Here is a 25300-nt window from a genome sequence, read left to right as displayed (position 1 = left end):
CCAAGACAAGACACAGGAATTGAGGTAAGGCATGGGCAACACGCTTTTGACCAACGCGCGCATCGTTCTGGACGATGCGGTGATCCACGGCACGCTGCATCTGCAGGACGGGCGCATCGCCGACATCACCGACGGCGCCACCACCGTGGCCGGGGCCGAGGATTGCGCGGGCGATCTGCTGATCCCCGGCCTGATCGAGCTGCATACCGACAATCTGGAACGCCACATGCAGCCGCGCCCCAAGGTGGACTGGCCGCATATGGCGGCGATCCTTGCGCATGATGGCGAACTGGCCTCGACCGGCATCACCACGGTGTTCGACGCGATGCGCGTGGGCTCTGTGGTCAGTGCCTCGCGCACGCGCTATGGCAAATATGCCCGGTCGCTGGCGGGCGAACTGCTGGAGGCGCGGCGCGCGGGCATGTTGCGGATCAGCCATTTCCTGCATCTGCGCGCCGAGATCTGTTCGGAAACCCTGCTGGAGGAGCTGGAGGAATTCGGCGCCGCCGACCGGGTGGGCATCCTGTCGCTGATGGATCACACCCCCGGCCAGCGCCAGTTCCGCGACATCAGCAAGTTCAAGGATTATGTCTGTGGCAAACATGGCCTGTCGGATGCGGAATTTGCCGAGCATGTGGCGAACCTGACCGGGCTGCGCGACAGCCTGGGCGCGCGGCACGAGGCAGGCGCGGTGCAAGCCGCGCGCCGTCTGGGCGCGGTGCTGGCCAGCCACGATGACACCACGGCGGATCATGTCACCACCAGCGCCGGGCATGGCGTGCGGCTGGCCGAATTCCCCACCACGGTGGAAGCGGCAGAGGCCTGCCATGCGGCGCAGATCGCGGTGATGATGGGGGCGCCGAACCTGATCCGGGGCGGGTCGCATTCCGGCAATGTCGCCGCCGAGGATCTGGCCAAGCTGAACCTGCTCGACATCCTGTCGTCGGATTACGTGCCCTCGTCGCTGCTGCTGGCGGCGTTCCGGCTGGCGGATCTGTGGGAGGATCTGCCGCGCGGCATCGCCAGCGTGACCCGGGCCCCCGCAGAGGCTGCCGGGCTGCAGGATCGCGGGCGTCTTGCGCCGGGGCTGCTGGGGGATGTGGTGCGCGTGGCCCATATCGAAGGCCAGCCGGTGATCCGTGGCGTCTGGAGCCATGGCCGCCGCGTCGCCTGATTTAGCCTGATTTCGGCAGTGTGCCGCGCCCCTGATGGGGCGCGGCGCGTTTATTCGGTATCCGTGCCGCGCAGCGCCAGAATGCCAAGGATGCCCAGCACCGCCAGCCCCGCCACCGCGATGTTGAGCGGGCTCAGGTTCGCCACGATCACCGCCACCAGCGCCCAGATCACCGTAATGCCGTAAAGCGGCGCGCGGTGCAGGCGGTATTGCACCACCAGCGCCAGCACGAGCGCCAGACCCAGCCCCACCAATGCGGCGGGCGTCGCCTCCAGAAGGCCATAGCCCGCCAGCAGCAGCCCGACCGAGACCGAGGCGGCAGCGGTCAGCCAGCCCGCATAGACCGCCACCGGCGACAGCTGCCACCAGCGGTCCATGTCCCCGGTCAGGAACAGCGCCCGCAGCACCGCAGCCGTCATCACCCAGATCATCACCGTTGCCGCGATCGGCGACAGGTTGGCCACCGGCAGCCAGAACGCCCCCACGGCAAGGCTCAGCACCAGCGGCGGGCGGGCAGGCGCCCAGTCTTCGGAATCGCTGCGCGCGAACAGGCCAAAGCCCGCCCCCGCGATCAGCCACAGATAGATCAGGCCCCAGATCGAAAAGGCATAGCCCGCCGGCTGCACCGGCGGATCGACCTGCGGCACCGGAAAGGCCTGCGGGTCAAATCCGTTGAAACCCGGCGTCAGCAGCGGCGAGGCGGCAAACGCCACCGCCGCCAGCAGCACCAGAACGGCCCAGATGCGTGTCATGTCAGATCAATGCCCCTTCCGCTGTCAGCCGGGTCTTGCCTCCCAGCCACGGGCTCAACGCCTCGGGCAGCAGGACGGATCCATCCGCCTGCTGGCCATTTTCCAGCACCGCGATCAGGCAGCGCCCCACGGCGAGGCCGGAGCCGTTCAGGCTGTGCACATATTCCGGCTTGCCACCCGCGCCCGGCTTGAACCGCGCGTTCATGCGCCGGGCCTGAAACGCGCCGCAGAGCGAGACCGAGCTGATCTCGCGGTAACAGTTCTGCCCGGGCAGCCAGACCTCGATGTCATGGGTGCGCCGCGCGCCAAAGCCCATGTCGCCGGTGCAAAGCACCACGGTGCGATAGGGCAGGCCCAGCTTCTGCAGGATGCCCTCGGCGCAGCCGGTCATCCGGTCCAGTTCGGCGCGCGAGGCGTCGGGATGGGTGATCGACACCATCTCGACCTTCTCGAACTGGTGCTGGCGCAGCATTCCGGCGGTGTCGCGCCCGGCGCTGCCCGCCTCGGAGCGGAAGCACTGGGTATGGGCGACATAGCGGCGCGGCAGGCTGTCTTCGTCCACGGTCAGGCCGCTGACGATATTGGTCAGCGTCACCTCCGCCGTGGGCACCAGCCACCAGCCGTCCCGCGTCTGATAGCTGTCTTCGCCGAACTTGGGCAACTGCCCGGTGCCCAGCATCATTTCCTCGCGCACCAGAACCGGGGTCCAGGTCTCGGTCAGGCCGTTTTCTTCGGTATGGGTGTCGAGCATGAACTGCGCCAGTGCGCGATGGATCCGCGCGGTGGCGCCCGACAGCACCACAAACCGCGCCCCCGACAGCTTGGCCGCGGTTTCAAAATCCATGCCGCGGGTCACCCCCTCCAGCTGGTAATGTTCCTTCGGAGTGAAGTCGAAGCTGGCGGGCGTGCCCCAGCGGCGGATCTCCACATTGTCGGCCTCGTCGCGGCCTTCGGGCACTTCGTCCAGCGGCAGGTTGGGGATTTCCAGCAGCAGCGCGGTCAGCGCCTCGTCCAGATCCTTGGCGCGGGCCATCATCGCGGCGACCTCGGCCTTCTTGTCGGAAACCAGCGCGCGCAGCCGTTCAAATTCGGCATCATCGCCGCGGCCCTTGGCGGCGCCGACTTCCTTGGAGGCGCGGTTCTGTTCCGCCTGCGCGGTTTCGGCGGCATGGATGGCGGCGCGGCGCGCCTCGTCCATCTCCAGCAGGCGGGACGACAGCGGTTCGGCACCCCGGCGCGACAGCGCCGCGTCAAAAGCGGCGGGGTTTTCGCGAATGGTGCGGATGTCGTGCATCGTCCTGATCCTTTGGCATGAAATGGCGACTCGGGGGCGTTATGCCCTGATTTGCTCAGCGAGGGTAGGGGGCGCCCGGCATCACCTGCCCGCGCAGCCAGCCATCAAGCGGCACCACCAGCGTGCCATGGTCAGAGCGGGCTGAAACCACCCCCACCACCTGCCAGCGCCCGTCCTGCCGCGCCAGCACCGGCCCGCCGGAATTGCCCGGGCGCACCGGACAGTCCAGCAGCAGCATCCGGTGCGACCTGCCCCCGCCGCAGTCCATCCGCCCCGACAGCCGGTGCGGGCGGTGATCGTGATAGCCGATCAGGGCAAAGGGCGGCCCGGCCCGTGTTCCCAGCGGCACCGGCGGCGGATCAAGCGGCGCGGCCAGATGCAGCAGCGCTAGGTCGTGCTCGATCGACAGCGCCTCGCCCTGCAGCGCCTTGGGGTGCAGATCGTAGCGCGCCACCTCCGCCACCCCGGCATGATCGCCGCCACGCCAGCCCGCGACAAAGCGCAGATCCGCCGCCCGCACCGGACGCGCGTCGGGCCCCAGCAGACAATGCGCCGCCGTCAGCACCAGATCGGGCGCCACCAGCGTGCCGGTGCACATGCCGACCCGACGGTAACCCTGCGTATTCACCCGCCCCACCGCCTGCCAGTCCGCCAGCTGATCCTGCGGCAGAACCGGCAGCTCCGCCGCCCGGACGGGCAGGGCAAGGATGAGGAGCAGCAGAGCGAGGCGTGTCATTGCAAGAGATGTGCGGTCCTGTGGCTGGATCGCCTTCTGCGCCAGCGGGTGTGACATAGCGCATCGCCCGGCTTTTTGCGCGACCAATGTGGTGGCCCAGCAGCCCCAGCCGCACAAAAAGGCCCGGAACATCCCCCCGGCGCCACGGGCCGAACGGTCCCCTGATCCATGCTTTCCCCAAGGTTCATGGGGTCAGGTCAGGGTGCGGCCGGGCCAGCGTCCATCTGCGAAGATCCGGCGCCTTGCATCCGGGGCGCTTCGCACATAGGTTCCGGCCAAATTTGCGGGGGGTGCCCCGCCTGACCAGCAAGGAGAGCCCCGCATGGATAGCAGCGCAATTGCCCAGTTTGTTCCTCTGATCCTCATTTTCGGGATCATGTATTTTCTGTTGATCCGCCCGCAGCAGAAGAAGGTCAAGGAACACCAGAAGATGGTGGCGGCGCTGCGCCGGGGTGACCAGATCGTGACCCAGGGCGGGCTGATCGGCAAGGTGTCGAAGGTCAAGGAAGGCGGCGAGCTGGAAGTGGAAATCGCCGAAGGCGTGCGCGTCCGCATCGTGCAGACCACCGTGGCACAGGTGCTGTCCAAGACCGAACCCGCCGCAGAAGCCTGATCATAAACGGAAAACGCCCGACACATGCTGCAGATCGATCTCTGGAAACGCCTGCTTGTCTGGGCGACTGTCATCGTGGGGCTGGCCTTGGCCAGCCCCAACCTGTTCTACAACCGCGTCGAGGCGCATAATGACGCGGTCGCCGCCATCGAGGAAAGCGGCGCCACCGCAGAGCGCGAGGCCGCCCGTGCGGGCTGGCCGGACTGGCTGCCCTCGGGACTGGTGAATCTCGGGCTCGACCTGCGCGGCGGCGCGCATCTGCTGGCCGAGGTCAAGGTGGCCGAGGTCTATCAGTCGCGCATGGAAGCGCTCTGGCCCGATGTCCGCGACATCCTGCGCGGCGAGCGGGACTCTGTGGGCACCATCCGCCTGCAGCCTTCGCCCCCGGGCGAGCTGCGCGTGCGCATTTCCGAACCGGACGGCATGGCCCGCGCGCTGGAACTGGTGCGCGGACTGGCGCGGCCCGTGGTCTCCATGACCGGGGCGGGCACCACCGATCTGCAGGTGGCGGGCGAGGGATCCGATATCGTGGTCCGCCTGTCGGAGGCCGAACAGCAGGCCACCGATGACCGCACCATGCAGCAGAGCCTTGAAATCATCCGCCGCCGCATCGACGAGGTCGGCACCCGCGAACCCACCATCCAGCGTCAGGGCGCCGACCGCATCCTGATTCAGGTGCCGGGCGTGGGATCGGCGGCAGAACTGAAAGCCATCATCGGCACCACGGCGCAGCTGACCTTTCAGGGCGTCGTCAGCCGCACCAGCAATCCCGACACCAGTGCCGGGGTCGGCAACGAGATCATGCCGTCGCAGGACGAGGAGGGCGTGTTCTATGTGCTGGAACAGGCACCCGTCGTCACCGGCGAGGAACTGGTGGATGCGCAGCCCGCCTTTGACCAGAACGGGCAGCCTGCGGTCAATTTCCGCTTCAACCCTTCGGGGGCGCGGAAATTCGGCGATTACACCGCCGCCAATATCGGCAGCCCCTTCGCCATCGTTCTGGATGGCGAGGTGATTTCCGCCCCGGTGATCCAGAGCCACATCCCCGGCGGGTCGGGCATCATCACCGGCAATTTCACCGTGGAACAGTCCACCAACCTTGCGGTGCTGCTGCGCGCGGGCGCGCTGCCTGCGGGGATGGATTTCCTTGAAGAACGCACCATCGGCCCGGAACTGGGGCAGGACAGCATCGAGGCGGGCAAGCTTGCCACGGCGGTGGCCTTCATCGCGGTGCTGGGCTTCATGTGGGCGAGCTATGGCCTCTTCGGACTCTTTGCCAATATCGCGCTCATCATCAATATCGGCCTGATCTTCGGCCTGCTGTCGCTGGTGGGGGCCACGCTGACCCTGCCCGGGATTGCGGGCATCGTGCTGACGGTCGGCATGGCGGTGGATGCCAACGTGCTGGTGTTCGAACGCATCCGCGAGGAACTGAAGACCGCGCGCGGCCCGGCCCGCGCCATCGAACTGGGCTACGAGAAGGCGCTGTCGGCCATTGTCGATGCCAACATCACCACCTTCCTGACCGCCACCATCCTGTATGTCATGGGCTCCGGCCCGGTGCGCGGTTTTGCCATCACGCTGGGTCTGGGGATCCTGACCTCGGTGTTCACGGCGATCTTTGTCACCCGGTTGCTGGTCTCCATGTGGTTCGCACGCCGCCGCCCCAAAAGCATCGAGGTCTGAGCCATGCGTCTTCGTATCATCCCCGACAATACCAGCTTTGACTTCTTCAGCCGCTGGAAGCTGTGGCTGGGCATTTCCGCCGTGATGATCGTGCTGGCGCTGGCAAGCTTCGCGCTGCGCGGTCTCAACTACGGCATCGACTTCCGGGGCGGCACCACCATCCGCACCGAAACCACCGAACCCGTGGATGTGGGCGCCTATCGCGAGGCGCTGGCCGCGCTTGATCTGGGTGACGTGCTGATCTCGGAGGTGTTCGACCCCTCCTTCGGCCCCGACCAGAACGTGGCCATGGTGCGCATTCAGGCGCAGGACGACGTGGAGGCGGTCAGTCAGGACACCATCGCGCAGGTCGAGGCGGCGCTGCAGGGCGTGGCCCCCGACATCCGCTTCATCTCTGTGGAATCGGTGGGGCCCAAGGTGTCGGGCGAACTGATCTGGACGGCGATTCAGGCGGTGGCGCTGTCGCTGGCGGCGGTGCTGGTCTATATCTGGCTGCGCTTCGAATGGCAGTTCGCGGCGGGGGCGGTGATCGCGCTGATCCATGACGTGGTGCTGACCATCGGCGTCTTTTCAGAGCTGCAGATCAAGTTCGACCTGACCACCATCGCGGCATTGCTGACGATCGTCGGCTATTCGCTGAACGACACCGTGGTGGTCTTTGACCGGGTCCGCGAGAATCTGGTGAAATACAAGAAGACCGAGCTGCGAGAGGTGCTGAACCTGTCGATCAACGAGACGCTGAGCCGGACCTTCATGACCTCCTTCACCACGCTGCTGGCGCTGGTGGCACTGTTCGTGCTGGGCGGCGACGTGATCCGCGGCTTTGTCTTCGCGATGATCTGGGGCGTGCTGGTCGGCACCTATTCCTCGGTCTTCATCGCCACGGCGCTGCTCTTGTGGTTCGGGGTCAAGCGCGACTGGTCGAAGCCCGAGGCAGAGGCCGAGGCCAAGAAAGCCGGTCCCTTCGTCTGAGGTGCGGGCCCGGCGCGGATTTGTGCCGGGCCTTGGCTTTTCAGCCCCGCTGCCCTATGGTCACTGCTGCGGTCAGGCCAGACGCGGCATATGCCGACGCGGGGGGAGGTTTGCCGTGTCCTGTGGCCTGACAGCTGATCGGGGATGCAATCCGTCCGCGGATTGCCTGTGTGGGATAAGGGGATCACCATGCGGTTGAACGAGATCACGTATAGCGATGCGATGCCGGTCGAGGGCTACGGCCCCGGGTTTTTCCGCATCGGCGGACAGGCCGTGGACGGGCCGGTCTGCATGACGCCGCGCGGCCGTATCGGCTGGGGCGGACTTTCCGACGAAGACACGCTGCTGGCGCTGGCAGACAGCATCGACGTGCTGTTCGTGGGCACGGGGCGGGACATCGCCTTTTTGCCGCAAAGCCTGACCGAACGTCTGGAACAGGCAGGCGTGGGCGTCGAGGTGATGAACTCTCCCTCCGCCTGCCGGACCTATAACGTGCTGCTGGCCGAAGGCCGCCGGGTGGCGCTGGCCGTGCTGCCGGTCTGACCGGGGCGGGGCCGCAACACCTTGTCGCGGGGCGGCTTTGCCGCTTTCCCGTGCAGAAGGGCTGGGCTAAAGGCAGATCATGGATGTGATCGCGCAGGATCTTGCGGTGGCCCGCGGCGGGGTGCCGGTGCTGGAGGGGCTGAGCTTTGTGCTGGGGCCCGGACAGGCGCTTGTGCTGCGCGGGCCCAACGGTTCGGGCAAGACCACGCTGCTGCGCACCGTGGCGGGCCTGCAGCCGCCGCTCGCCGGCAGCCTGAGCGGCACCGAAGACCGCATCGCCTATGCCGCCCATGCCGACGGGCTGAAATCCATGCTGAGCGTGGCGGAAAACCTGCGCTTCTGGGCGCAGGTCTTTGGCGCCTCCGACATCAAACCGGCGCTTGCGGCCTTCGATCTGGACCCGCTGCAGGACCGGCTGGCGGGCAGCCTGTCGGCGGGGCAGAAGCGGCGGCTCGGTCTGGCGCGGCTCATGGTCACCGCGCGCCCGGTCTGGGTGCTGGACGAACCCACCGTCTCGCTGGATGCGGCCTCGGTCGCGCTCTTCGCCGGGGTGGTGCGCCGCCATCTGGCCTCGGGCGGCTGCGCGCTGATCGCCACCCATATCGATCTGGGCCTGACCGAGGCGCGGATCCTCGATGTCACCCCCTACCGCGCCGCCCCCCGCGCCGCCCTTCAGGACGAGGCCTTCCTGTGACGGCGCTGCTCTGGCGCGATCTGCGGCTGGCGCTGCGTGCGGGCGGGGGCTTCGGGCTCGGGCTTGCGTTTTTCCTCATCGTCACGGTGCTGGTGCCCTTCGGGGTCGGGCCGGAAACCGCGCTGCTGACCCGCATCGGGCCGGGGGTGCTGTGGATCGGCGCGCTGCTTGCCTGCCTGCTGTCGCTGGACCGCATCTTCGCGCTGGACTGGGAGGATGGCTCGCTGGACCTTCTGGCCACGGCGCCGCTGCCGATGGAGGGTATCGTCAGCATCAAGGCGCTGGCGCATTGGCTGACCACCGGCCTGCCGCTGGTGCTGGCGGCCCCGGTGCTGGGGGTGCTGCTGAACCTGCCGCCCGCGGGCTATCTGTGGGTGGTGGTGTCGCTGGCGCTTGGCACGCCCGCGCTGTCGGTGATCGGCACCTTCGGGGCGGCGCTGACCGTGGGGCTGAAACGCGGCGGGCTGCTGCTGTCGCTGCTGGTGCTGCCGCTTTACGTGCCGACGCTGATCTTCGGCGCCGAGGTGGCGCGGCGCGGCGCCGAAGGTCTGGCGCTGCAGTCGCCGCTGCTGATGCTGGCGGGGATCAGCTTTGGCGTGATCGCGCTGCTGCCCTTTGCCAGCGCCGCCGTGCTGCGCATCAACCTGCGCTAGCGCGGCAGGCTGCCGCAGAGGCCCCCATTGTCCCTGTCGCAGTTTTGAAGTGTAACGGAGCCGGGGCTGGGGTAGAGGAAACACATGTCGATCTGGGAATATGCCAATCCGGTGAAATTCATCCGCGTGACGGACCGCATCCTGCCATGGATCGCGGGCGGTGCGGCGCTGTGTCTGGCCGTGGGGCTGGTCTGGGGCTTCTTCTTTACCCCCGATGATTACCGGCAGGGCGCCACGGTCAAGATCTTCTACCTGCATGTGCCCGCCGCCATGATGGCGATCAACGCATGGGTGATGATGCTGGTGGCCTCGCTGATCTGGATCGTGCGCCGCCATCACGTCTCGGCGCTGGCGGCGCGGGCGGCAGCCCCGGTCGGGGCGATGTTCACGCTGATCGCCCTGATCACCGGCGCCTTCTGGGGCCAGCCGATGTGGGGGACATGGTGGGAATGGGATCCGCGGCTGACCTCCTTCCTGATCCTGTTCCTGTTCTATCTGGGCTATATGGCGCTGTGGCAGGCCATCGAGAATGACGACACGGCGGCGGATCTCACCTCGATCCTCTGCCTCGTGGGCTCGGTCTTCGCACTGCTGTCGCGCTATGCGGTGCTGTTCTGGAATCAGGGCCTGCATCAGGGCGCCTCGCTGTCGCTCGATGCCGAAGAAAACGTCGCCGATGTCTACTGGTATCCGGCGCTGGTCTGCATCGCGGGCTTCGTGCTGCTGTTCGTGGCGCTGGTCTTTCTGCGGACCCAGACGGAAATCCGCGCCCGCCGCACCCGGGCGCTGCTGGCACGGGAGGGACGGGGATGATGCCCGATCTTGGAAAATACGCGGTGGCGGTCCTGGGATCCTACGGGGTCAGCCTCGCCATGATTGGCGCGCTGGTCTGGCACAGCATCGCCCGGGCCCGCCGGGCCCGCGCCGAACTCGACAAGGTGGAAGCAAGGCTGAACCGACATGGCTAGACTCTCGCCGCTCATGGCGCTCCCGCCGGTGATCTTCGCGGGCTTCGCGGTCATGGCCTATCTCGGCATGTACCGTGGCGATCCCAATGCGCTGCCCTCGACCTTCATCGGCCAGCCCGCGCCGCCCTTGCCCGCCGAGACGCTCGCGGGCTTTCCCGCCGCAACCGATGCCGACCTGCGCAGCGGCGAGGTCACGGTGGTGAACTTCTGGGCCAGCTGGTGCCCGCCCTGCCGCGCCGAACATCCCATGCTGCTGGATCTGCAGGCCGATGGCGTGCGCATCATCGGCGTCAACTACAAGGACCAGACCGCCGCCGCCTCGGGCTACCTGACCGAGGACGGCTCGCCCTTTATCGGCGTGCCCTATGATCCGCAGGGCCGCGCCGCGATCAACTGGGGCGTGACCGGCCCGCCGGAAACCTTCATCATCGCGGGCGACGGCACGGTGCTGCACAAACATGTGGGCCCGCTGGCAGGCACGCTCTACACCGATGTCTTCCTGCCCGCCCTCGACAAGGCGCTGGCCGCCGAAGACTGAGTGCGCTCAAAGCCCTTTCATCTTGCCCCTAAACTCCGGGGGTGAATTGGCCGCAGGCCAAGAGGGGGCAGCGCCCCCTCCCTCCATACCGCCTGCACCCGCTCAGAGGTCGCAGTGGTCGCTCACCGCCAGCGACGGGCAGCTCTTGGGGGTCTCGGAGCTGGCATAGGCGCCAAACACCGCCAGAACGGCAAGTGCTGCGGCCTGGATCAGGGTCAGAAGTTTCATGCTCGGCCTCTTGGAACGGGTCTTTTGTCCTGATCAGATGGCATCTGCCGCCAAAAGGTAAAGACCCCGCCGCGCGGGACGGGCCCTGCACCGGCGAACCTCCGCGCAGGCGGCGCGCGGCTGCCGCCGCAGCAGGCAGCGCTGGTGCGGGCAACGGAAAACCCCGCCGCAGGCGGGGCCTGCGGCGGGGTCATGTCGTTCAGCCGATGCGGCGGGGCGCCGGATCAGGACGCCTTGGCAAGGTTGCGCAGCACGTAATGCAGCACGCCGCCATGCTCGACATATTCCTTCTCGATCGCGGTATCGATCCGGCATTTCAGCTGGATGACCTTCTCGGCGCCATCGGCATAGGTGATGGTGCAGGGCACTTCGGCCAGCGGCGTCACGGTGTCGAGCCCGCCAATCGCCACGGTCTCGTCGCCGGTCAGCTTCAGCGTCTCGCGGGTGTCGCCCCCGGTGAACTCGAAGGGAATGACCCCCATGCCCACGAGGTTGGAGCGGTGGATGCGCTCGAAGCTTTCCGCGATCACGGCCTTGACGCCCAGCAGGGCCGTGCCCTTGGCCGCCCAGTCCCGCGAGGACCCGGCACCGTAAAGCTCGCCGCCAAAGATCACCAGCGGCGTGCCTTCGGCCTGATGCGCCATGGCCGCGTCATAGATCGAGCTCTGCGCGCCATCCGGACCCTTGGTGTAGCCGCCTTCGACCCCGTCCAGCATCTCGTTCTTGATGCGGATATTGGCGAAGGTTCCGCGCATCATCACCTCGTGGTTGCCGCGGCGCGAACCGTAGGAGTTGAACTCCCGCACCGGCACCTGACGTTCCACCAGATATTTCCCGGCAGGCGTCGTCTCCTTGAACGACCCCGCGGGCGAGATGTGGTCGGTGGTGATCATGTCGCCCAGCACGGCAAGGATGCGCGCGCCTTCGATATTGGTGATGACCCCCGGATCCTTGGACATGCCCTGGAAATAGGGCGGGTTCTGGATATAGGTCGAGCTTGCGGGCCAGGCGTAGGTCTCTCCGCCATTGACCTCGACGCCCTGCCACTTCTCGTCGCCCTTGAAGACGTCAGCATATTTGGACTGGAACGCCTCGCGGGTCACCACCCGCTCCACCAGTTCGGCGATCTCGGCGTTCGACGGCCAGATGTCCTTGAGGTAGACGGGGTTGCCGTTCTGGTCATTGCCCAGCGGTTCGGTGGTGATGTCGACATTCATGTCGCCCACCAGCGCATAGGCGACCACCAGCGGCGGCGAGGCCAGATAGTTGGCGCGCACGTCCGGGCTGATCCGGCCCTCGAAGTTGCGGTTGCCCGACAGCACCGAGGTGGCGATCAGGTCATGATCGTTGATCGCCTTGGAAATCGGCGCGTCCAGCGGACCGGAATTGCCGATGCAGGTGGTGCAGCCATAGCCCACGAGGTTGAAGCCGATCGCGTCCAGATCTTCCTGCAGGTCCGCCGCTTCCAGATATTGCGTCACGACCTGCGAGCCGGGGGCCAGCGAGGTCTTGACCCACGGCTTGCGGTTCAGACCCAGCGCGCGCGCCTTGCGTGCCACCAGACCCGCGCCGATCAGCACATAGGGGTTGGAGGTGTTGGTGCAGGAGGTGATCGAGGCGATCACGATGGAGCCGTCATGCAGCTGGTGGGTGCTGCCATCCTCGGCCTGATAGAAGCCGCGGTTGTGATGACCCTCGTCGCCGGGGATCTCGCGCGGTTCGGGGGCGCCGCCTTCACCTTCCCAGCGGATTTCCTCCTTGGGGGAGGCGTCCTTGCCGTCGCGCACGCCCTTGACGAACTTGCCGAAGGCCGAAGCGGCGGTGGTCAGCGGCAGGTAATCCTGCGGACGCTTGGGGCCGGAGATCGCGGGCACGATGGTGCCCATGTCCAGCTCCAGCGTGTCGGTGTAGATCGGCGCGTAATCCGAGCCGCGCCAGAAGCCGTTCGCCTTGGCATAGGCTTCGACCAGCGCGATGCGGTCTTCCTCGCGACCGGTCTGGCGCAGGTAGCGCAGGGTCTCGTCGTCGATCGGGAAGAAGCCGCAGGTGGCGCCGTATTCGGGGGCCATGTTGGCGATGGTGGCGCGCTGCGCCAGCGGCAGGTTGTCGAGCCCTTCGCCGTAGAATTCCACGAACTTGCCGACCACGCCCTTCTTGCGCAGCATCTCGACGACCTTCAGCACGAGGTCGGTGCCGGTGGTGCCTTCCAGCATCTCGCCGGTCAGCTTGAAGCCGACGACTTCGGGGATCAGCATGGAGATCGGCTGGCCCAGCATCGCGGCCTCGGCCTCGATCCCGCCCACGCCCCAGCCCAGAACGGCGGCGCCATTGACCATGGTGGTGTGGCTGTCGGTGCCCACCAGCGTGTCGGGATAGGCGACTTCGACGCCGTCCTGATCGCTGTCGGTCCAGACGGTCTGCGACAGGTATTCAAGGTTGACCTGATGGCAGATGCCGGTGCCCGGGGGCACGACGCGGAAGTTGTTGAACGCCGACTGGCCCCATTTCAGGAACTCGTAACGTTCGATGTTGCGCTCGTATTCGCGGTCCACGTTCATCTGGAACGCGCGCGGGTTGCCGAATTCGTCGATCATCACCGAATGGTCGATGACCAGATCCACCGGGTTCAGCGGGTTGATCTTCTGCGCGTCCCCGCCCAGGGCCTTGATGCCGTCGCGCATGGCGGCAAGATCGACCACGGCGGGCACGCCGGTGAAATCCTGCATCAGCACGCGGGCGGGGCGATAGGCGATCTCGCGCGGGTTCTGGCCGCCCTGCTTGCCCCAGTCAGAGAAGGCCTTGATGTCGTCCACCGACACCGTCTTGCCGTCTTCGAAACGGAGCATGTTTTCCAGCACCACCTTCAGCGCGGCGGGCAGCTGCGAAAAGTCACCAAGCCCTGCGGCCTCGGCGGCGGGGATGGAGTAATAGGCGAAGGACGTGCCGTTCACCTCAAGCGTCTTGCGCGTGCTGGATGTATCTTGGCCGACTACGATGGGCATGTCTGGCTCCCTATCAATGGCTGGAGAAAAGGGGTTCGCTTGCTCTGCCTTCTGCCCCATGGGCGCGCAGCGTTCAAGGGGGGCAGCGACGTTTTTGTATACCGTAGAATACCGTAGTGCGCAATTCTTGCCTCACCCGCTCTCGCAAAACCTTGATTGGTTATTTCAGACGCGCTTGGATACCCCGGACATGGCAGCAGAATGGGGAAGACTGGCCAGATGTTCCGACTCACTAACTGGATGGCACCGCTGGCCTTTGCCTGCGCGGCAACGGCGGCGCCCGCGGATGACAGCCCGGTCGTGGTCGAGCTTTTCACCTCTCAGGGCTGCGCCGCCTGTCCGCCCGCCGACGAGGTGCTGGCCGGGCTTGGCGGGCGCGACGATGTCATCGCCCTCGCCCTGCATGTGGATTACTGGGATTACATCGGCTGGAAGGACAGCTTCGCCGATCCCGCTTTCACCAAACGGCAGAAAGGCTATGCCCGCAGCGGCGGGCGCCGGTCGATCTACACGCCGCAGATGGTGGTCAACGGGCGCTTTGACGTGGTGGGCTCGCAGGCCATGAAGGTGATGGATGCCATCGCCGACGCGTCGGACGCCCCCGCGCCCGCAACGCTGAGCCTGAGCCGCGACGGCGCCGAACTGGTGGTGCAGATCGATCCGCTGGCGCCGCTGCCGCCCGAAACCGTGGTGCATCTGGTGCGCTACACCCCCGAACGCCATGTGGAAATCCTCGACGGCGAAAATGCCGGGCGCTCGATCACCTACACCAATGTCGCGCATGGCTGGCAGGTGCTGGGGAACTGGGACGGGCAGGGGCCGTGGCAGACCCGCGTGCCGCTGGAGGGCAGCGATCCGGCGGTGGTGCTGCTGCAGGAGCCGCCCTTCGGCGCCATCCTCGCCGCGGGGCAGCTGCGCTAGCCCCGCTCCGCCGCCGCCCGCGCCGCGCGCTTGCGCTGCCGCTTGGGCTTCCAGCGCCGGTGAATCCAGAACCACTGCCCCGGATGCGCGGCGATCCGCGCCTCCAGCCGCCGCGTCACCTCCGCCATCATCTCCACCGGCGGGCCATGCGGCACCGGCGCCTCGAACACCACCTCGAAGCTGAGGCCATCCGCCTGCCGGATCCCGAAAAACGGCACGAACAGCGCGCCGGTCTTCACCGCGATCTCGGCGGCGGAGGTCAGCGTGGGGGCGGGCTGGCCCATAAAATCCAGCGTGACCCCGGCGCTGTCGTAGACATCGAACAGCAGCACGCCCATGCCGCCATCGCGGATATGCCGCAGCAGCCCCATCGTGCCGCGCCGCCCCTGTTCGAAAACCGGATCGGAGAGCGCGTGCATGTTGGCGGCGTAATGGCTGTTGAAAAACGGGTTGGCCATGGGGCGGTAGAGCCCGCCGATCCGCCAGCCCCGGGCCACCAGCGCCGCACGCGGCGCCTCGAAATTGCCGAAATGGCCGGTGACGAACAGCACGGGCCGCCCCTCGGCCCGCGCCGCCTCGATCTCGGGCAGGCCCGCGCCGGTGATGGGGGCATCCTGCATCCGCGCCAGAAGGCCGGGCACGTCGTAATTCTCGATCATCGTGCGCCCGGCATTGTCGGCCACCGCATCGGCGATGCGCCGCCGTTCCGGCTCTGGCATGTCGGGCCAGACATGGGCCAGATTCTCCATCGCGCGCGCCCGATAGCCCGCCAGCGGCGCGATCACCCGCGCCACCGTCCAGCCCATCAGCCGCAGCCGCGTGCGCAGCGGCAGGCGCAGCGCCAGCCGGATCAGCGCGCGCAGCACCCGGTCGGCGATCCAGTCGCCCTTGCCGCCGCGCGGCTTCCGCTGTGCCGTGATCCGTGTCAAACCCTGCTCCGTGCCGCCGCGGTCCGGGCGCAGAGATAGGCCGCGCGGGCCCGCCGCACAAGCCGGGGCGGCTCATTCCTCCTCGTCGCTGTCGGGATCCTTCAGGTCGATCTCGCCCGCCTGCACCAGATCGCGGATGGTCGAGATCACCGCATTCTGCGCGGCCTCGCCGCGTTTGCCCTTCACGCTCATGCCGGCGGCATCCTCGCGCAGGCCGCCCGCCATGCGCTTCGACATGTTCTCCAGCAGGAATTCCACCGTGCGCAGCTCCGCCTCGCTGCTGGCAGAGGCGATGGCCTGCGTCAGCACATCCGCAGGCACGTCGCGGCTGATCTTCGGGACATCGCTTTTCTTCAGCCGGTCGGGGATATTGGCAAAGGTGAAGATCGCCTTGCGCACGGCCTCGGCGAAATCGCGGTCGGTCTCCTCCAGCCCGCCCAGCACCTCGTCGCGCTTGGCGGAGGCGGCGTAGTTGAGGATCGCCCCCAGCCGCTCGTCGGGACGTTTTTCAAACGCCTTCAGCGGCTCGGCATCCAGCTGCGCGGCAAGGCTGATGCCGATGCGGTCCACCGCTTCGGGGCTGACACCCGCCGTCATCGACACGGCATAGGTGATGCGCCGCGCCCGGTCCCCGGGCAGCCGCGCCAGCACCTTCGCCGCCTTGGCGGTGTCGATCTTGGACATCATCACCGCCGCCACCTCGGTGGATTCGCTGCTGACGAACCGCGCCAGCCGCTCTTCGTCGAGCTTGTTGATCCGCTCCCACGGATCGCCGGTCTGCCGCACCCCGGCCTCCTTGCGCAGGCGCATCGCGGTGCGTGCGCTGATCCGCCCGTCAAGCAGGCTCAGCGCCCCGGCCATGTCGCCGGGAAAGGCCAGCCCCACGGAATCGAGCGCATCGGCAAATTCCTCGACCACGGCATTCAGCGTCTCGCGGTCGACATAGCGCATGCGGCCCAGCTGCTGGGTCAGTTCGGCCTGCAGATCCTCGGGCAGGGAGGACAGCGGCACATCCGCGCCTTCGTTGAGCAGAAACTGCACGATGATCGCGGCCTTGGCGCGCTGGGTCAGGGGCGGGCGGGCCGCAGGCAGGCCCATCCGCTGCGGGGCGGCAAGCTGGGGAAGATTCGGCATCCGAGGGCTCCTGTTCCGGTGCCCCTCCAGTGCTAAGCCCCCGGGGTTAACGAAGCCTCTCCAGATCTGCCCCGGATCGGCCCCCGGTCGCGGCAATGCCCGGGGCGGCGCCGCCCCGGGTCGGTGGCTCAGCTGTTCACGACCTTGCAGCTGTGGCTGGCGGCGTCATAGGCCATGCCCGCCTCGCAGCTCATCTTGGCTTCGGAATGGGCGGGACAGGCAAGCGCGCCGGTCACCGAAGCCGCGACAAGCGCTGCGGCGGTCACAAGGGTCTTGGTCATCTGGCATCCTCCATGCTGACAGGGCTCCAGCCTAACACGGTCATGCCCCGTCCCAAAAAGAAATGCGCCCCGGCGCGCGGTCCCGCGCCGGTCTGCTGCTTCTTCTGACCGGAAATATCCCGGGGGAGCGGGCCTGCGGCCCGCGGGGGCAGAGCCCCCCGCGCCCTCAGCCGCCGAAGACGCGGGCGAAGATCGTGTCCACATGTTTGGTGTGATAGCCCATGTCGAACTTCTCGTTGATGCCGTCGACGCCAAGCGCCGCCACCACCTCCGCATCCGCCAGCAGCAGCTCGCGGAAATCGAGACGTTCTTCCCAGACCTTGAGCGCGTTGCGCTGGACCATGGAATAGGCATCCTCGCGGCTGACGCCCGCCTGTGTCAGCGCCAGGAGCACCCGCTGCGACATCACGAGACCGGGGAACTTGTTCATGTTGTCGAGCATGTTCTGCGGATAGATGATCATCTTCTCGACCACCCCGGCGAGACGGTTCAGCGCAAAATCGAGCGTGATCGTCGCGTCCGGCGCGATGCCGCGTTCCACCGAGCTGTGCGAGATGTCGCGCTCGTGCCAGAGCGCCACGTTCTCCATGGCCGGGATCACCGTCATCCGCACCAGCCGGGCAAGGCCGGTCAGGTTTTCGGTCAGCACCGGGTTCTTCTTGTGCGGCATGGCCGACGAGCCCTTCTGCCCCATGGAGAAGAATTCGGCGCCTTCCAGCACCTCGGTGCGCTGCATGTGGCGGATCTCGATGGCGACGTTCTCGATGCTCGAGGCAATGACGCCCAGCGTGGCGAAAAACATGGCGTGGCGGTCGCGCGGGATGACCTGCGTGCTGATCGGCTCGGGGGTGAGGCCCAGCATCCTGCAGACATGCTCTTCGACCGCCGGGTCGATATTGGCGAAGGTGCCGACGGCGCCCGAGATGGCGCCGGTCGCGATTTCTTCGCGGGCGCGCTCGAGCCGGGCCTTGTTGCGGTCCATTTCGGCATAGAAGCGCGCGAAGGTGAGGCCCATGGTGGTGGGCTCGGCATGGATCCCGTGGCTGCGGCCCACGCGCACCGTGTCCTTGTGTTCATAGGCGCGGGTCTTGAGCGCGGCGAGCAGCTTGTCCATGTCCGCAAGCAGGATGTCGGCGGCGCGCACCAGCTGCACGTTCAGGCAGGTGTCGAGCACGTCCGAACTGGTCATGCCCTGATGCACGAAGCGCGCCTCGTCGGAGCCCACATGTTCGGCGAGATGGGTCAGGAAGGCGATGACGTCATGTTTGGTCACGGCCTCGATCTCGTCGATGCGGGCCACGTCGAACTCCACGTCGCGGGCTTTCCAGACCGCCTCGGCATTGGCGCGGGGGATGACGCCCAGATCGGCCTGCGCGTCGCAGGCATGCGCCTCGATCTCATACCAGATGCGGAACTTGGTGGCGGGATCCCAGATCGCGGTCATTTCGGGGCGGGCATAACGGGGGATCATGGGCGGTCCTCGGATGGCTTGCGTGGGGTTTGCGCGCGTCATAGGGCTTGGGGGCCGTCGCGGCAAGGGTCCGGCGGCAGGCCGGGGGCGCTGCCCCCGGACCCCCGGGATATTTGGAGCCGAAGGAAGGGCAGGACGGTGCGCGGGCTGGAGGCATTTCTGGGAGAGTGGCGGCTTGACCGTGACATCCGCCATGGCGATGGCAGCCGCGCGCGGTTCGAGGGGCGCGCGGTCTGGCGCCGGGACGGGGCGGGGGCGGTCTGCGAGGAGGCGGGCGAGCTGATCCTGCCGCAGGGCCGGTTCCGGGCCGAACGGCGCTACCTCTGGGGGGAGGATCTGGTGGTGCGCTTCGAGGACGGGCGGTATTTCCATCAGGTGCCGCCCGAGGGCGGGCACGCGGCGCATTGGTGCGATCCCGACCAGTATGACGTGTGGTACGAGTTTGCGCTCTGGCCGGTCTGGACGGCGCGCTGGCGGGTCGGCGGGCCGCGCAAGGAGTACGAGATGCTGTCGCGCTACGCGCGGGGCTGAGCCCGGTCCGGTATGCGGTGGTATTCTTGTAATCGCATGAAAAACATGATGTATTTATCCTGCCTGTCTGGTTAGTCTGCTGCGACACAGCGGAGCCGGACCATGCCCCCGATCGACGATCACCCCTTGCGTTACCAGCTGGCGAACGAGCTGCATGCGCGGCCCTTTCCGTCGCTGGGCGTGCCCTGCCGCGCGGTCTATCTGGCGATCAAGAAGGAGCGCGATGCCGCCTCGCGCGACCGGGCGCAGGATCTGGCGCATCTGCGCGCGCTGCTGGACCGGCATGGCGCGCCGCATCCCCAGCCCGGCGCCACGCATTATTCCGGGCAGATCGGGCAGGCGGTGGTGAAATGGGAGCAGCATACCGAGTTTGTCACCTATACCGCCTTTCTGCCCGGGCTGGGGGCGCGGCCTTTTGATCCGGCGGATTTTGGCGTCTTTCCCGAGGACTGGCTGGCGGAGGCGCCGGGGGTCCGGGTGACCTCGGCGCTGATCCGGGTGGTGCCGCGGCCCGAGGCGGCGCGGATCAATGCCGATCTGGAGGACTGGCTGGTGGCGGATAGCGTGGCGGTAAGCCGGATGCTGGATGACGCGCTGGTGGTGGCCGGGGATTTCCGTATCGATCCGGCCGGGCACCAGCGCTTTGCGGTCTTTGTCAGCGACGGCGTGGGCGCCCGCCGGGTGGGGCGCGTGGTGCAGCGCATCTGCGAGATCGAGGTCTACAAGACCATGTCGATGCTGGGCTTCACCCGGGTCAGCGCCATCGGTGCCCGGCTGACCGAGATCGACGCGCAGCTGACCCATCTGATGACCGAGATGACCCATGGCACCGCCCCCGAGGAGGAGACGCTGCAGGCGCTTCTGCGGGTGAGTTCGGAACTAGAGACGCTGTCGGCGCAGACCGCGTTCCGGCTGTCGGCCACCGCGGCCTATGAGGCGCTGGTGACCGGGCGCATCGCGGTGCTGCGCGAGGAGCGCTTCGAGGGGCGGCAGAGTTTCCGCGAATTCATGGCGCGGCGCTTTGATCCGGCCATGCGCACGGTGAAAAGTGCGGAGAAGCGGCTGGAGGCGATGTCGGCCCGGGCGATGCGGGCGGGCGAGCTGCTGCGCACCCGGGTGGAGGTGAAACGCTCGGCGCAGAATCAGGAAATTCTGGCCAGCATGGACCGCCGCGCCGATCTGCAGCTGCGGCTGCAGACCACGGTGGAGGGGCTGTCGGTGGTGGCGATCAGCTATTACGCGCTGTCGCTGGTGGGCTATCTTTTGTATCCGGTCGCGGATTTTCTGGGCATGTCCAAGGGGATGCTGACGGCGCTGGCGGTGGCACCGGTGGTGCTGGCGGTCTGGGTGATGGTGCACCGGATCCGGCACCGGGTGGAACGGCAGGGCTGACCGGGCCCTGTGCGCCGGATGCCGCGCCGCTGCGCGCCAAACGGGCGGCGGTGGCGCCGGGGGGTGGCGCCGGCCCCTTGGGGGCTTGTGATCGGCGCGCGGGCAGGGCTAGGTCAGGGCAGATGACCGAAGGATGCCACATGACTTCCCGCCTTTCCCCGCGCGAGATCCTTGCGCAGCTCGTGACCTTTCCCACTGTCAGCACCGGCAGCAACCTTGATCTGATCGACTGGGTCGAGGGCTATCTGGCCGCGCATGGCATTGCCGCAGAGCGCATAGCCAAGCCCTCCGAGCCCGATCTGAAGGCCGCTCTTTTTGCCCATGTCGGGCCGGAGGTGCCGGGGGGCGTGGTGCTGTCGGGCCATACCGATGTGGTGCCGGTGGCGGGGCAGGTCTGGTCCAGCGATCCCTTCGAGATGACCGAACGCGACGGGCGGCTTTACGGGCGCGGAACCACCGACATGAAGGGTTTCGACGCGCTGGCGATCTGGGCCATGGTCGAGGCACGGGCGCGCGGCGTGACCCGCCCGCTGCAGCTGGCGCTGAGCTATGACGAAGAGATCGGCTGCACCGGCGCGCCGGATCTGGTGGCGGCAATGGCGGCGCTGCCGCAGGCCAGCGCGGTGATCGTGGGCGAGCCCACGCTGCTGCGCCCGGTCACGGCGCATAAGGGCGGCATCAGCTTCGAGGTGCATGTGCATGGGGTGGAGGTGCATTCCTCGATCCTTGAACGCGGCGTGTCGGCGATCATGTGGGGCGCCAAGCTTATCGAGTGGTGCAATGCGGTGAATGCCGAAAACGCCGCCCTGCCGCCGGGGCCGCTGGCGGTGCTGTTCGATCCGCCCTGGACCAATGTGCATGTGGGCCAGATCCGCGGCGGCACGGCGCAGAACATCACCGCCAAGGACTGCGTGTTCACGCTGGGGTTCCGCGTGGTGCCGGGCGAGGATGCTGCGGACTGGCGCGCCCGGCTGGAGGCGAAGGTGGCCGAATTGCAGGCGCAGATGCAGGCGGTGCAGCCCGCCGCCCGGATCGAGCTGCGCGACACCTTCCATCTGCCGACCTTTGCCCCGGCCCCGGGCAATGCCGCCGAAGAACTGGTGCGGCGCATCACCGGCGACAATGCCATCCGCCATGTCAGCTATGGCACCGAGGCCAGCCATTTTCAGGCGGGCGGCTATGATGTGGTGGTCTGCGGCCCGGGCGATATCGGCATCGCCCACCAGCCCGACGAATATCTGGAGATCGCGCAGCTGGAAGCCGGGCAGCAGTTCATGGAGCGGCTCCTGGAGCAGCTGGCATGAGCTTTCCGTTTCAGGACGTGATCCCGCGCGAACACGAGGCCGCACTGCCCGAGGCCTGTGATCTGGTGGTGATCGGCGCGGGCGTCATCGGCATCTGCACGGCACTTTATGCGGCTCGGGCCGGGCTGCGGGTGCTGGTGCTGGAAAAGGGCCGGGTGGCGGCAGAGCAAAGCTCGCGCAACTGGGGCTGGATCCGGGTGCAGGGCCGGGACATGGCCGAGATCCCCGTGGCGCTGGAGGCGCAGCGGCTCTGGTCCGCGCTGGAGGCCGAATGCGGCGGGCGGCTGGGGCTGCGCACCGTGGGCGTGGGCTATCTGGCGCGCAGCGACAAGGACATGGCCGCCTTCGGCAGCTGGCTGGAGGAGGCGAGGCCGCTTGGCGTCAGCTCGCGCCTGCTGGACCGGGCGGAGACGGCGGCGCTGACCGGGGCGGCGGAGAGCCCGTGGTGCGGCATGCTGCACACCCCCACCGACATGAAGGGCGAACCATGGGCCGCCGTGCCGGAACTGGCGCGGCTGGCGGTGGCCGAAGGGGTCACGATCCGCGAAGGCTGTGCGGTGCGCGGGCTCGACCTGGCCGCAGGGCAGGTGGCGGGCGTGGTGACAGAGGCGGGGCGGGTGCGCGCGCCCCGGGTCGTGCTGGCGGGGGGCGCGTGGTCCTCGCTGTTCCTGCGCCGCCATGGCGTGGATCTGCCGCAGCTGTCGGTGCGCTCGACCGCCATGGCGACGGGGCCACTGCCGCAGGCGGTGCCGCTGGCGGCGGTGGATGACCGGCTCGCCTTCCGCCCGCGCGCCGATGGCGGCTATACGCTGGCGCCGTCGGGCTGGTCGGAGCTGATGCTGGGGCCGGACACGCTGCGCCACATGCGCCATTACCTGCCGCTGGCGCTGAAGGGCGAGTTCGACGTGCATCTGCGCGCGCCCGCGCCGCGCGGCTATCCCGATGCCTTCGGCACGCCCCGGCGCTGGCGCGACGAGGAGCAGACCCCGTTCGAGCGGATGCGCATCCTGTCGCCCGAGCCCGCCGCCGCCAAGGTCGAGGCGACGCGCGCCGCCTTTGCCGCGCAGTTCCCGCAGATGGGCGAGGTGGCGCTGGCGGCGTCATGGGCGGGCATGATCGACGTGCTGCCCGATGTGGTGCCGGTGGTGGATCAGGTCGCGGCCCTGCCCGGGCTCATCGTCGCCACCGGCATGTGCGGCCATGGGTTCGGCATCGGGCCGGGCTTTGGCCGGGTGGTGGCCGACATGGTGCAGGACAACGCACCGGGGCATGATCTGGCCCGGTTCCGCCTGTCGCGTTTCAGCGACGGGTCAAAACTTGTGCCCGGGCCGAACCTCTAGCCGCCTGACGCAGCGGCGCCGGGCGGGCGGGTTGCGGGCCGCCGCAGCCGGTGGCAGGGTCGCGCGCATCATGATCCAAGGAGACCGACATGCCCGTGAAGAACCGCTTTGCCGAACTGCAGACAGAGATCACCGCCTGGCGGCGGGATCTGCACGAGCATCCCGAGATCCTGTTCGACACCCATCGCACGGCGGGGCTGGTGGCAGAACGGCTGCGGGCCTTTGGCTGTGACGAGGTGGTGGAAGGCATCGGGCGCACCGGCGTGGTGGGCGTGATCAAGGGCCGCGCGCAGGGCTCGGGCCGGGTCATCGGCCTGCGGGCCGACATGGACGCGCTGCCGATCCTTGAAGAAACCGGGCTGGACTATGCCTCCAAGACGCCGGGGGCGATGCATGCCTGCGGCCATGACGGCCATACCGCGATGCTGCTGGGGGCGGCGAAATATCTGGCCGAGACGCGGAATTTCGACGGCACGGCGGTGGTGATCTTCCAGCCCGCCGAAGAAGGCGGCGGCGGCGGGCGCGAGATGTGCGAAGACGGGCTGATGGCGCGCTGGGGCATTCAGGAAGTCTACGGCATGCACAACTGGCCGGGTGTGCCGCTGGGGCAGTTCGCCATCCGTCCGGGGCCGTTCTTTGCCGCGACGGACGTGTTCGAGGTCAAGATCACCGGGCGCGGCGGCCATGCCGCCAAGCCGCACGAGACGGTGGATCCCACCGTGGCCGCAGCGCAGATCGTCACGGCCCTGCAGACCATCGCCAGCCGCAACGCCGATCCGGTGAGCCAGATCGTGGTGTCGGTCACCTCGTTCGAGACCTCGTCCAAGGCGTTCAACGTCATTCCGCAGTCGGTGACGCTGCGCGGCACGGTGCGCACGCTCTCCCCGGAAAACCGCGATCTGGCAGAGACCCGGATCGCCGAGATCTGCACCGGCATGGCAACGGCGCTGCGGACAGAGGCCGAGGTAGAATATACCCGCAACTATCCGGTCATGGTGAACCATGACGAGCAGACCGACTTTGCCGCCGAGGTGGCGCGGGCCGTGTCCGGCGACTGCGCCGAGGCGCCGCTGGTGATGGGCGGCGAGGATTTCGCCTTCATGCTGGAGGAACGTCCCGGCGCCTATATCCTTGTGGGCAACGGCGACACCGCCCCGGTGCATCACCCCGCCTATAATTTCAACGACGAGGCCATCCCCGCCGGCTGTTCGTGGTGGGCGGAAATCGTCGAACGGCGCATGCCCGCCGCCTGAGCGCGGCAAGGGCCATGCGGCAGGAGGGGGCTCTGCCCCCTCTTGGCCTGCGGCCAATTCACCCCCGGAGTTTAGGGGCAAGATGAAGGGGCGGGCCGCGCGGGCAGGCTGGTCTTTCCATGCGGGTCCGGCGTCAGTCGTCCTGCCGTGCGGCGCGGGCGGCGGCCATTCTTGGGTGCGTCGGGGTGTGGCGCCTTACCAGCCCTTGCGGAAGGTCACCACCTTCGCCTCTGACGCCTTGGGGTAATAGCTGAGCCCGGCGCGGTGCATCGCGTCGAACACCGCCTGCACCCCGGCCTGACCGATCCATTGCGGGTGCAGTTCGATCACCGCCACCCGCAGCCCCGACCAGTCGCCCGCGGGCAGCAGATCCGCCTCGGCGCCTTCGATGTCGCAGACCAGCACCGTGGGACACACTTGGGCCAGCGCCTCGGCCAGCGGCTGGCGCGGCACCTGCACGGTCCGGGTGATGCTGTCGGGATCGCTGTCGCGGTCCATGGAGGAGGCGAGCAGGTTGCGCCGCACATGGAAGGCCACCGGCGGGCCCGGCTCCGGCGACAGGAGCGCATTGTGCAGATCGACATTGGTCACGCCATTGGCGGCATGCACCGAGCGGATATAGGGGATCAGGGCCGGATTGGCCTCGTAGCTGGTGACGCGGGCCACGCGGCGGGTCACCGACAGCAGCGTCGACATGTAGCCGATGCCGCCGCCCAGTTCCAGAACCACGTCGCCTTCCTGCACCACGCGGGCGACGGCATCGCATTCCTTGCGCTCGTAACTGTCGCTGCGCAGGGCGGCGCGCAGGCGGCCCGTGGTGATCTGCGGATGTTTGGGGATCAGCAGCCCGCGCGAGCGCAGGAAGGGGCTGCGGGGGGCGGCGGGGTCCAT

At 67.8% G+C, this 25300-nt stretch carries 26 protein-coding genes; 16 read left to right on the top strand and 10 right to left on the bottom strand.

Annotated elements, in window-relative coordinates; all coding sequences use genetic code 11:
* Window positions 1-31: 31 nt before the first annotated feature.
* A complete protein-coding gene (locus BLR51_RS14060; protein WP_089848021.1) occupies window positions 32-1174 on the top strand; it encodes an alpha-D-ribose 1-methylphosphonate 5-triphosphate diphosphatase in 1143 nt (380 codons plus the stop codon).
* A 50-nt stretch (window positions 1175-1224) separates the two neighbouring features.
* On the opposite strand, the gene BLR51_RS14055 is transcribed toward BLR51_RS14060, so the two are convergent.
* The 3 genes from BLR51_RS14055 to BLR51_RS14045 are packed head-to-tail and all read right to left on the bottom strand — an operon-like array spanning window position 1225 to window position 3956.
* Entirely contained in the window at window positions 1225-1926 is a 702-nt protein-coding gene (locus BLR51_RS14055; RefSeq protein ID WP_089848019.1) for a TspO-related membrane protein, read from the bottom strand.
* Between the two features lies 1 nt (window position 1927).
* A complete protein-coding gene (serS, locus tag BLR51_RS14050; RefSeq protein WP_089848017.1) occupies window positions 1928-3220 on the bottom strand; it encodes a serine--tRNA ligase in 1293 nt (430 codons plus the stop codon).
* Window positions 3221-3275: 55 nt separating this feature from the next.
* Window positions 3276-3956 carry a trypsin-like serine peptidase gene (locus BLR51_RS14045; protein WP_089848015.1) on the bottom strand — a complete coding sequence of 227 codons (681 nt, stop codon included), beginning with the start codon at window positions 3954-3956 and terminating at the stop codon, window positions 3276-3278.
* 322 nt (window positions 3957-4278) lie between these two features.
* On the opposite strand from BLR51_RS14045, the gene yajC reads away from it, so the two are divergent.
* The 9 genes from yajC (at window position 4279) to BLR51_RS14005 (ending at window position 10623) form a co-directional block, all read left to right on the top strand.
* Window positions 4279-4569: a preprotein translocase subunit YajC gene (gene yajC, locus BLR51_RS14040; protein ID WP_089848013.1), complete on the top strand. Its 291-nt coding sequence runs from the start codon at window positions 4279-4281 to the stop codon at window positions 4567-4569.
* 24 nt (window positions 4570-4593) lie between these two features.
* Window positions 4594-6255 (top strand): protein translocase subunit SecD, encoded by a 1662-nt coding sequence (gene secD / locus BLR51_RS28175; protein ID WP_230794477.1) that lies wholly within the window; start codon window positions 4594-4596, stop codon window positions 6253-6255.
* Window positions 6256-6258: 3 nt separating this feature from the next.
* On the top strand, window positions 6259-7227 hold the full coding sequence (gene secF, locus BLR51_RS28170) for a protein translocase subunit SecF (protein WP_230794478.1): 969 nt from the start codon (window positions 6259-6261) through the stop codon (window positions 7225-7227).
* Between the two features lie 189 nt (window positions 7228-7416).
* On the top strand, window positions 7417-7770 hold the full coding sequence (locus BLR51_RS14030) for an Mth938-like domain-containing protein (RefSeq protein ID WP_089848011.1): 354 nt from the start codon (window positions 7417-7419) through the stop codon (window positions 7768-7770).
* Window positions 7771-7849: 79 nt separating this feature from the next.
* Window positions 7850-8464 carry a heme ABC exporter ATP-binding protein CcmA gene (ccmA, locus tag BLR51_RS14025; RefSeq protein ID WP_089848009.1) on the top strand — a complete coding sequence of 205 codons (615 nt, stop codon included), beginning with the start codon at window positions 7850-7852 and terminating at the stop codon, window positions 8462-8464.
* Entirely contained in the window at window positions 8461-9117 is a 657-nt protein-coding gene (ccmB, locus tag BLR51_RS14020; RefSeq protein ID WP_089848007.1) for a heme exporter protein CcmB, read from the top strand. The genes ccmA and ccmB overlap by 4 nt, the downstream gene beginning before the upstream one ends.
* Before the next feature lie 84 nt (window positions 9118-9201).
* Window positions 9202-9930, top strand: coding sequence for a heme ABC transporter permease (locus BLR51_RS14015; protein WP_089848005.1), 729 nt, complete (start codon window positions 9202-9204; stop codon window positions 9928-9930).
* Window positions 9930-10085, top strand: a complete 156-nt coding sequence (gene ccmD / locus BLR51_RS14010) for a heme exporter protein CcmD (RefSeq protein ID WP_311135838.1) — start codon at window positions 9930-9932, stop codon at window positions 10083-10085. The genes BLR51_RS14015 and ccmD overlap by 1 nt, the downstream gene beginning before the upstream one ends.
* Window positions 10078-10623: a DsbE family thiol:disulfide interchange protein gene (locus tag BLR51_RS14005; RefSeq protein WP_230794482.1), complete on the top strand. Its 546-nt coding sequence runs from the start codon at window positions 10078-10080 to the stop codon at window positions 10621-10623. The genes ccmD and BLR51_RS14005 overlap by 8 nt, the downstream gene beginning before the upstream one ends.
* Window positions 10624-10725: 102 nt before the next feature.
* Here BLR51_RS14005 and BLR51_RS28465 read toward each other — a convergent pair whose 3' ends face one another.
* On the bottom strand, window positions 10726-10851 hold the full coding sequence (locus tag BLR51_RS28465) for a hypothetical protein (protein WP_269061872.1): 126 nt from the start codon (window positions 10849-10851) through the stop codon (window positions 10726-10728).
* A gap of 224 nt (window positions 10852-11075) precedes the next feature.
* Window positions 11076-13853 (bottom strand): aconitate hydratase AcnA, encoded by a 2778-nt coding sequence (gene acnA / locus BLR51_RS14000; protein WP_089847999.1) that lies wholly within the window; start codon window positions 13851-13853, stop codon window positions 11076-11078.
* 219 nt (window positions 13854-14072) lie between these two features.
* On the opposite strand from acnA, the gene BLR51_RS13995 reads away from it, so the two are divergent.
* Window positions 14073-14774 (top strand): DUF1223 domain-containing protein, encoded by a 702-nt coding sequence (locus BLR51_RS13995; RefSeq protein ID WP_089847997.1) that lies wholly within the window; start codon window positions 14073-14075, stop codon window positions 14772-14774.
* Here the strand turns inward: BLR51_RS13995 and BLR51_RS13990 are convergent.
* The 4 genes from BLR51_RS13990 to purB form a co-directional block, all read right to left on the bottom strand.
* On the bottom strand, window positions 14771-15703 hold the full coding sequence (locus tag BLR51_RS13990; RefSeq protein ID WP_165616821.1) for a lysophospholipid acyltransferase family protein: 933 nt from the start codon (window positions 15701-15703) through the stop codon (window positions 14771-14773). The two genes, BLR51_RS13995 and BLR51_RS13990, sit on opposite strands and share 4 nt — an antisense overlap.
* A gap of 72 nt (window positions 15704-15775) precedes the next feature.
* Window positions 15776-16837 (bottom strand): flagellar motor switch protein FliG, encoded by a 1062-nt coding sequence (locus tag BLR51_RS13985; RefSeq protein ID WP_089847995.1) that lies wholly within the window; start codon window positions 16835-16837, stop codon window positions 15776-15778.
* A 128-nt stretch (window positions 16838-16965) separates the two neighbouring features.
* A complete protein-coding gene (locus tag BLR51_RS13980; RefSeq protein WP_089847993.1) occupies window positions 16966-17118 on the bottom strand; it encodes an adenylosuccinate lyase in 153 nt (50 codons plus the stop codon).
* 166 nt (window positions 17119-17284) lie between these two features.
* Window positions 17285-18589 carry an adenylosuccinate lyase gene (gene purB, locus BLR51_RS13975; RefSeq protein ID WP_089847991.1) on the bottom strand — a complete coding sequence of 435 codons (1305 nt, stop codon included), beginning with the start codon at window positions 18587-18589 and terminating at the stop codon, window positions 17285-17287.
* A 138-nt stretch (window positions 18590-18727) separates the two neighbouring features.
* Between purB and BLR51_RS13970 the strand changes: the two genes are divergently transcribed.
* The 5 genes from BLR51_RS13970 (at window position 18728) to BLR51_RS13950 (ending at window position 24409) form a co-directional block, all read left to right on the top strand.
* A complete protein-coding gene (locus BLR51_RS13970) occupies window positions 18728-19120 on the top strand; it encodes a DUF6314 family protein (protein ID WP_089847989.1) in 393 nt (130 codons plus the stop codon).
* Window positions 19121-19222: 102 nt separating this feature from the next.
* Window positions 19223-20512 carry a DUF3422 family protein gene (locus BLR51_RS13965; protein ID WP_089847987.1) on the top strand — a complete coding sequence of 430 codons (1290 nt, stop codon included), beginning with the start codon at window positions 19223-19225 and terminating at the stop codon, window positions 20510-20512.
* A 140-nt stretch (window positions 20513-20652) separates the two neighbouring features.
* Window positions 20653-21816 carry an acetylornithine deacetylase gene (gene argE / locus BLR51_RS13960; protein ID WP_089847985.1) on the top strand — a complete coding sequence of 388 codons (1164 nt, stop codon included), beginning with the start codon at window positions 20653-20655 and terminating at the stop codon, window positions 21814-21816.
* Entirely contained in the window at window positions 21813-23156 is a 1344-nt protein-coding gene (locus BLR51_RS13955; RefSeq protein ID WP_089847983.1) for an NAD(P)/FAD-dependent oxidoreductase, read from the top strand. Before argE ends, BLR51_RS13955 begins: the two co-directional genes overlap by 4 nt.
* Before the next feature lie 89 nt (window positions 23157-23245).
* Window positions 23246-24409, top strand: a complete 1164-nt coding sequence (locus BLR51_RS13950; protein WP_089847982.1) for a M20 aminoacylase family protein — start codon at window positions 23246-23248, stop codon at window positions 24407-24409.
* A 195-nt stretch (window positions 24410-24604) separates the two neighbouring features.
* Here BLR51_RS13950 and BLR51_RS13945 read toward each other — a convergent pair whose 3' ends face one another.
* Window positions 24605-25300: an FkbM family methyltransferase gene (locus tag BLR51_RS13945; protein ID WP_089847980.1), complete on the bottom strand. Its 696-nt coding sequence runs from the start codon at window positions 25298-25300 to the stop codon at window positions 24605-24607.

The sequence above is a fragment of the Salipiger marinus genome (assembly GCF_900100085.1).
In the GTDB taxonomy this organism is placed as follows: Bacteria; Pseudomonadota; Alphaproteobacteria; order Rhodobacterales; family Rhodobacteraceae; genus Salipiger; species Salipiger marinus.
The sequence above is the reverse complement of the archived record's forward strand: the minus strand, read 5'-3'. Positions and strand labels throughout refer to the sequence as shown.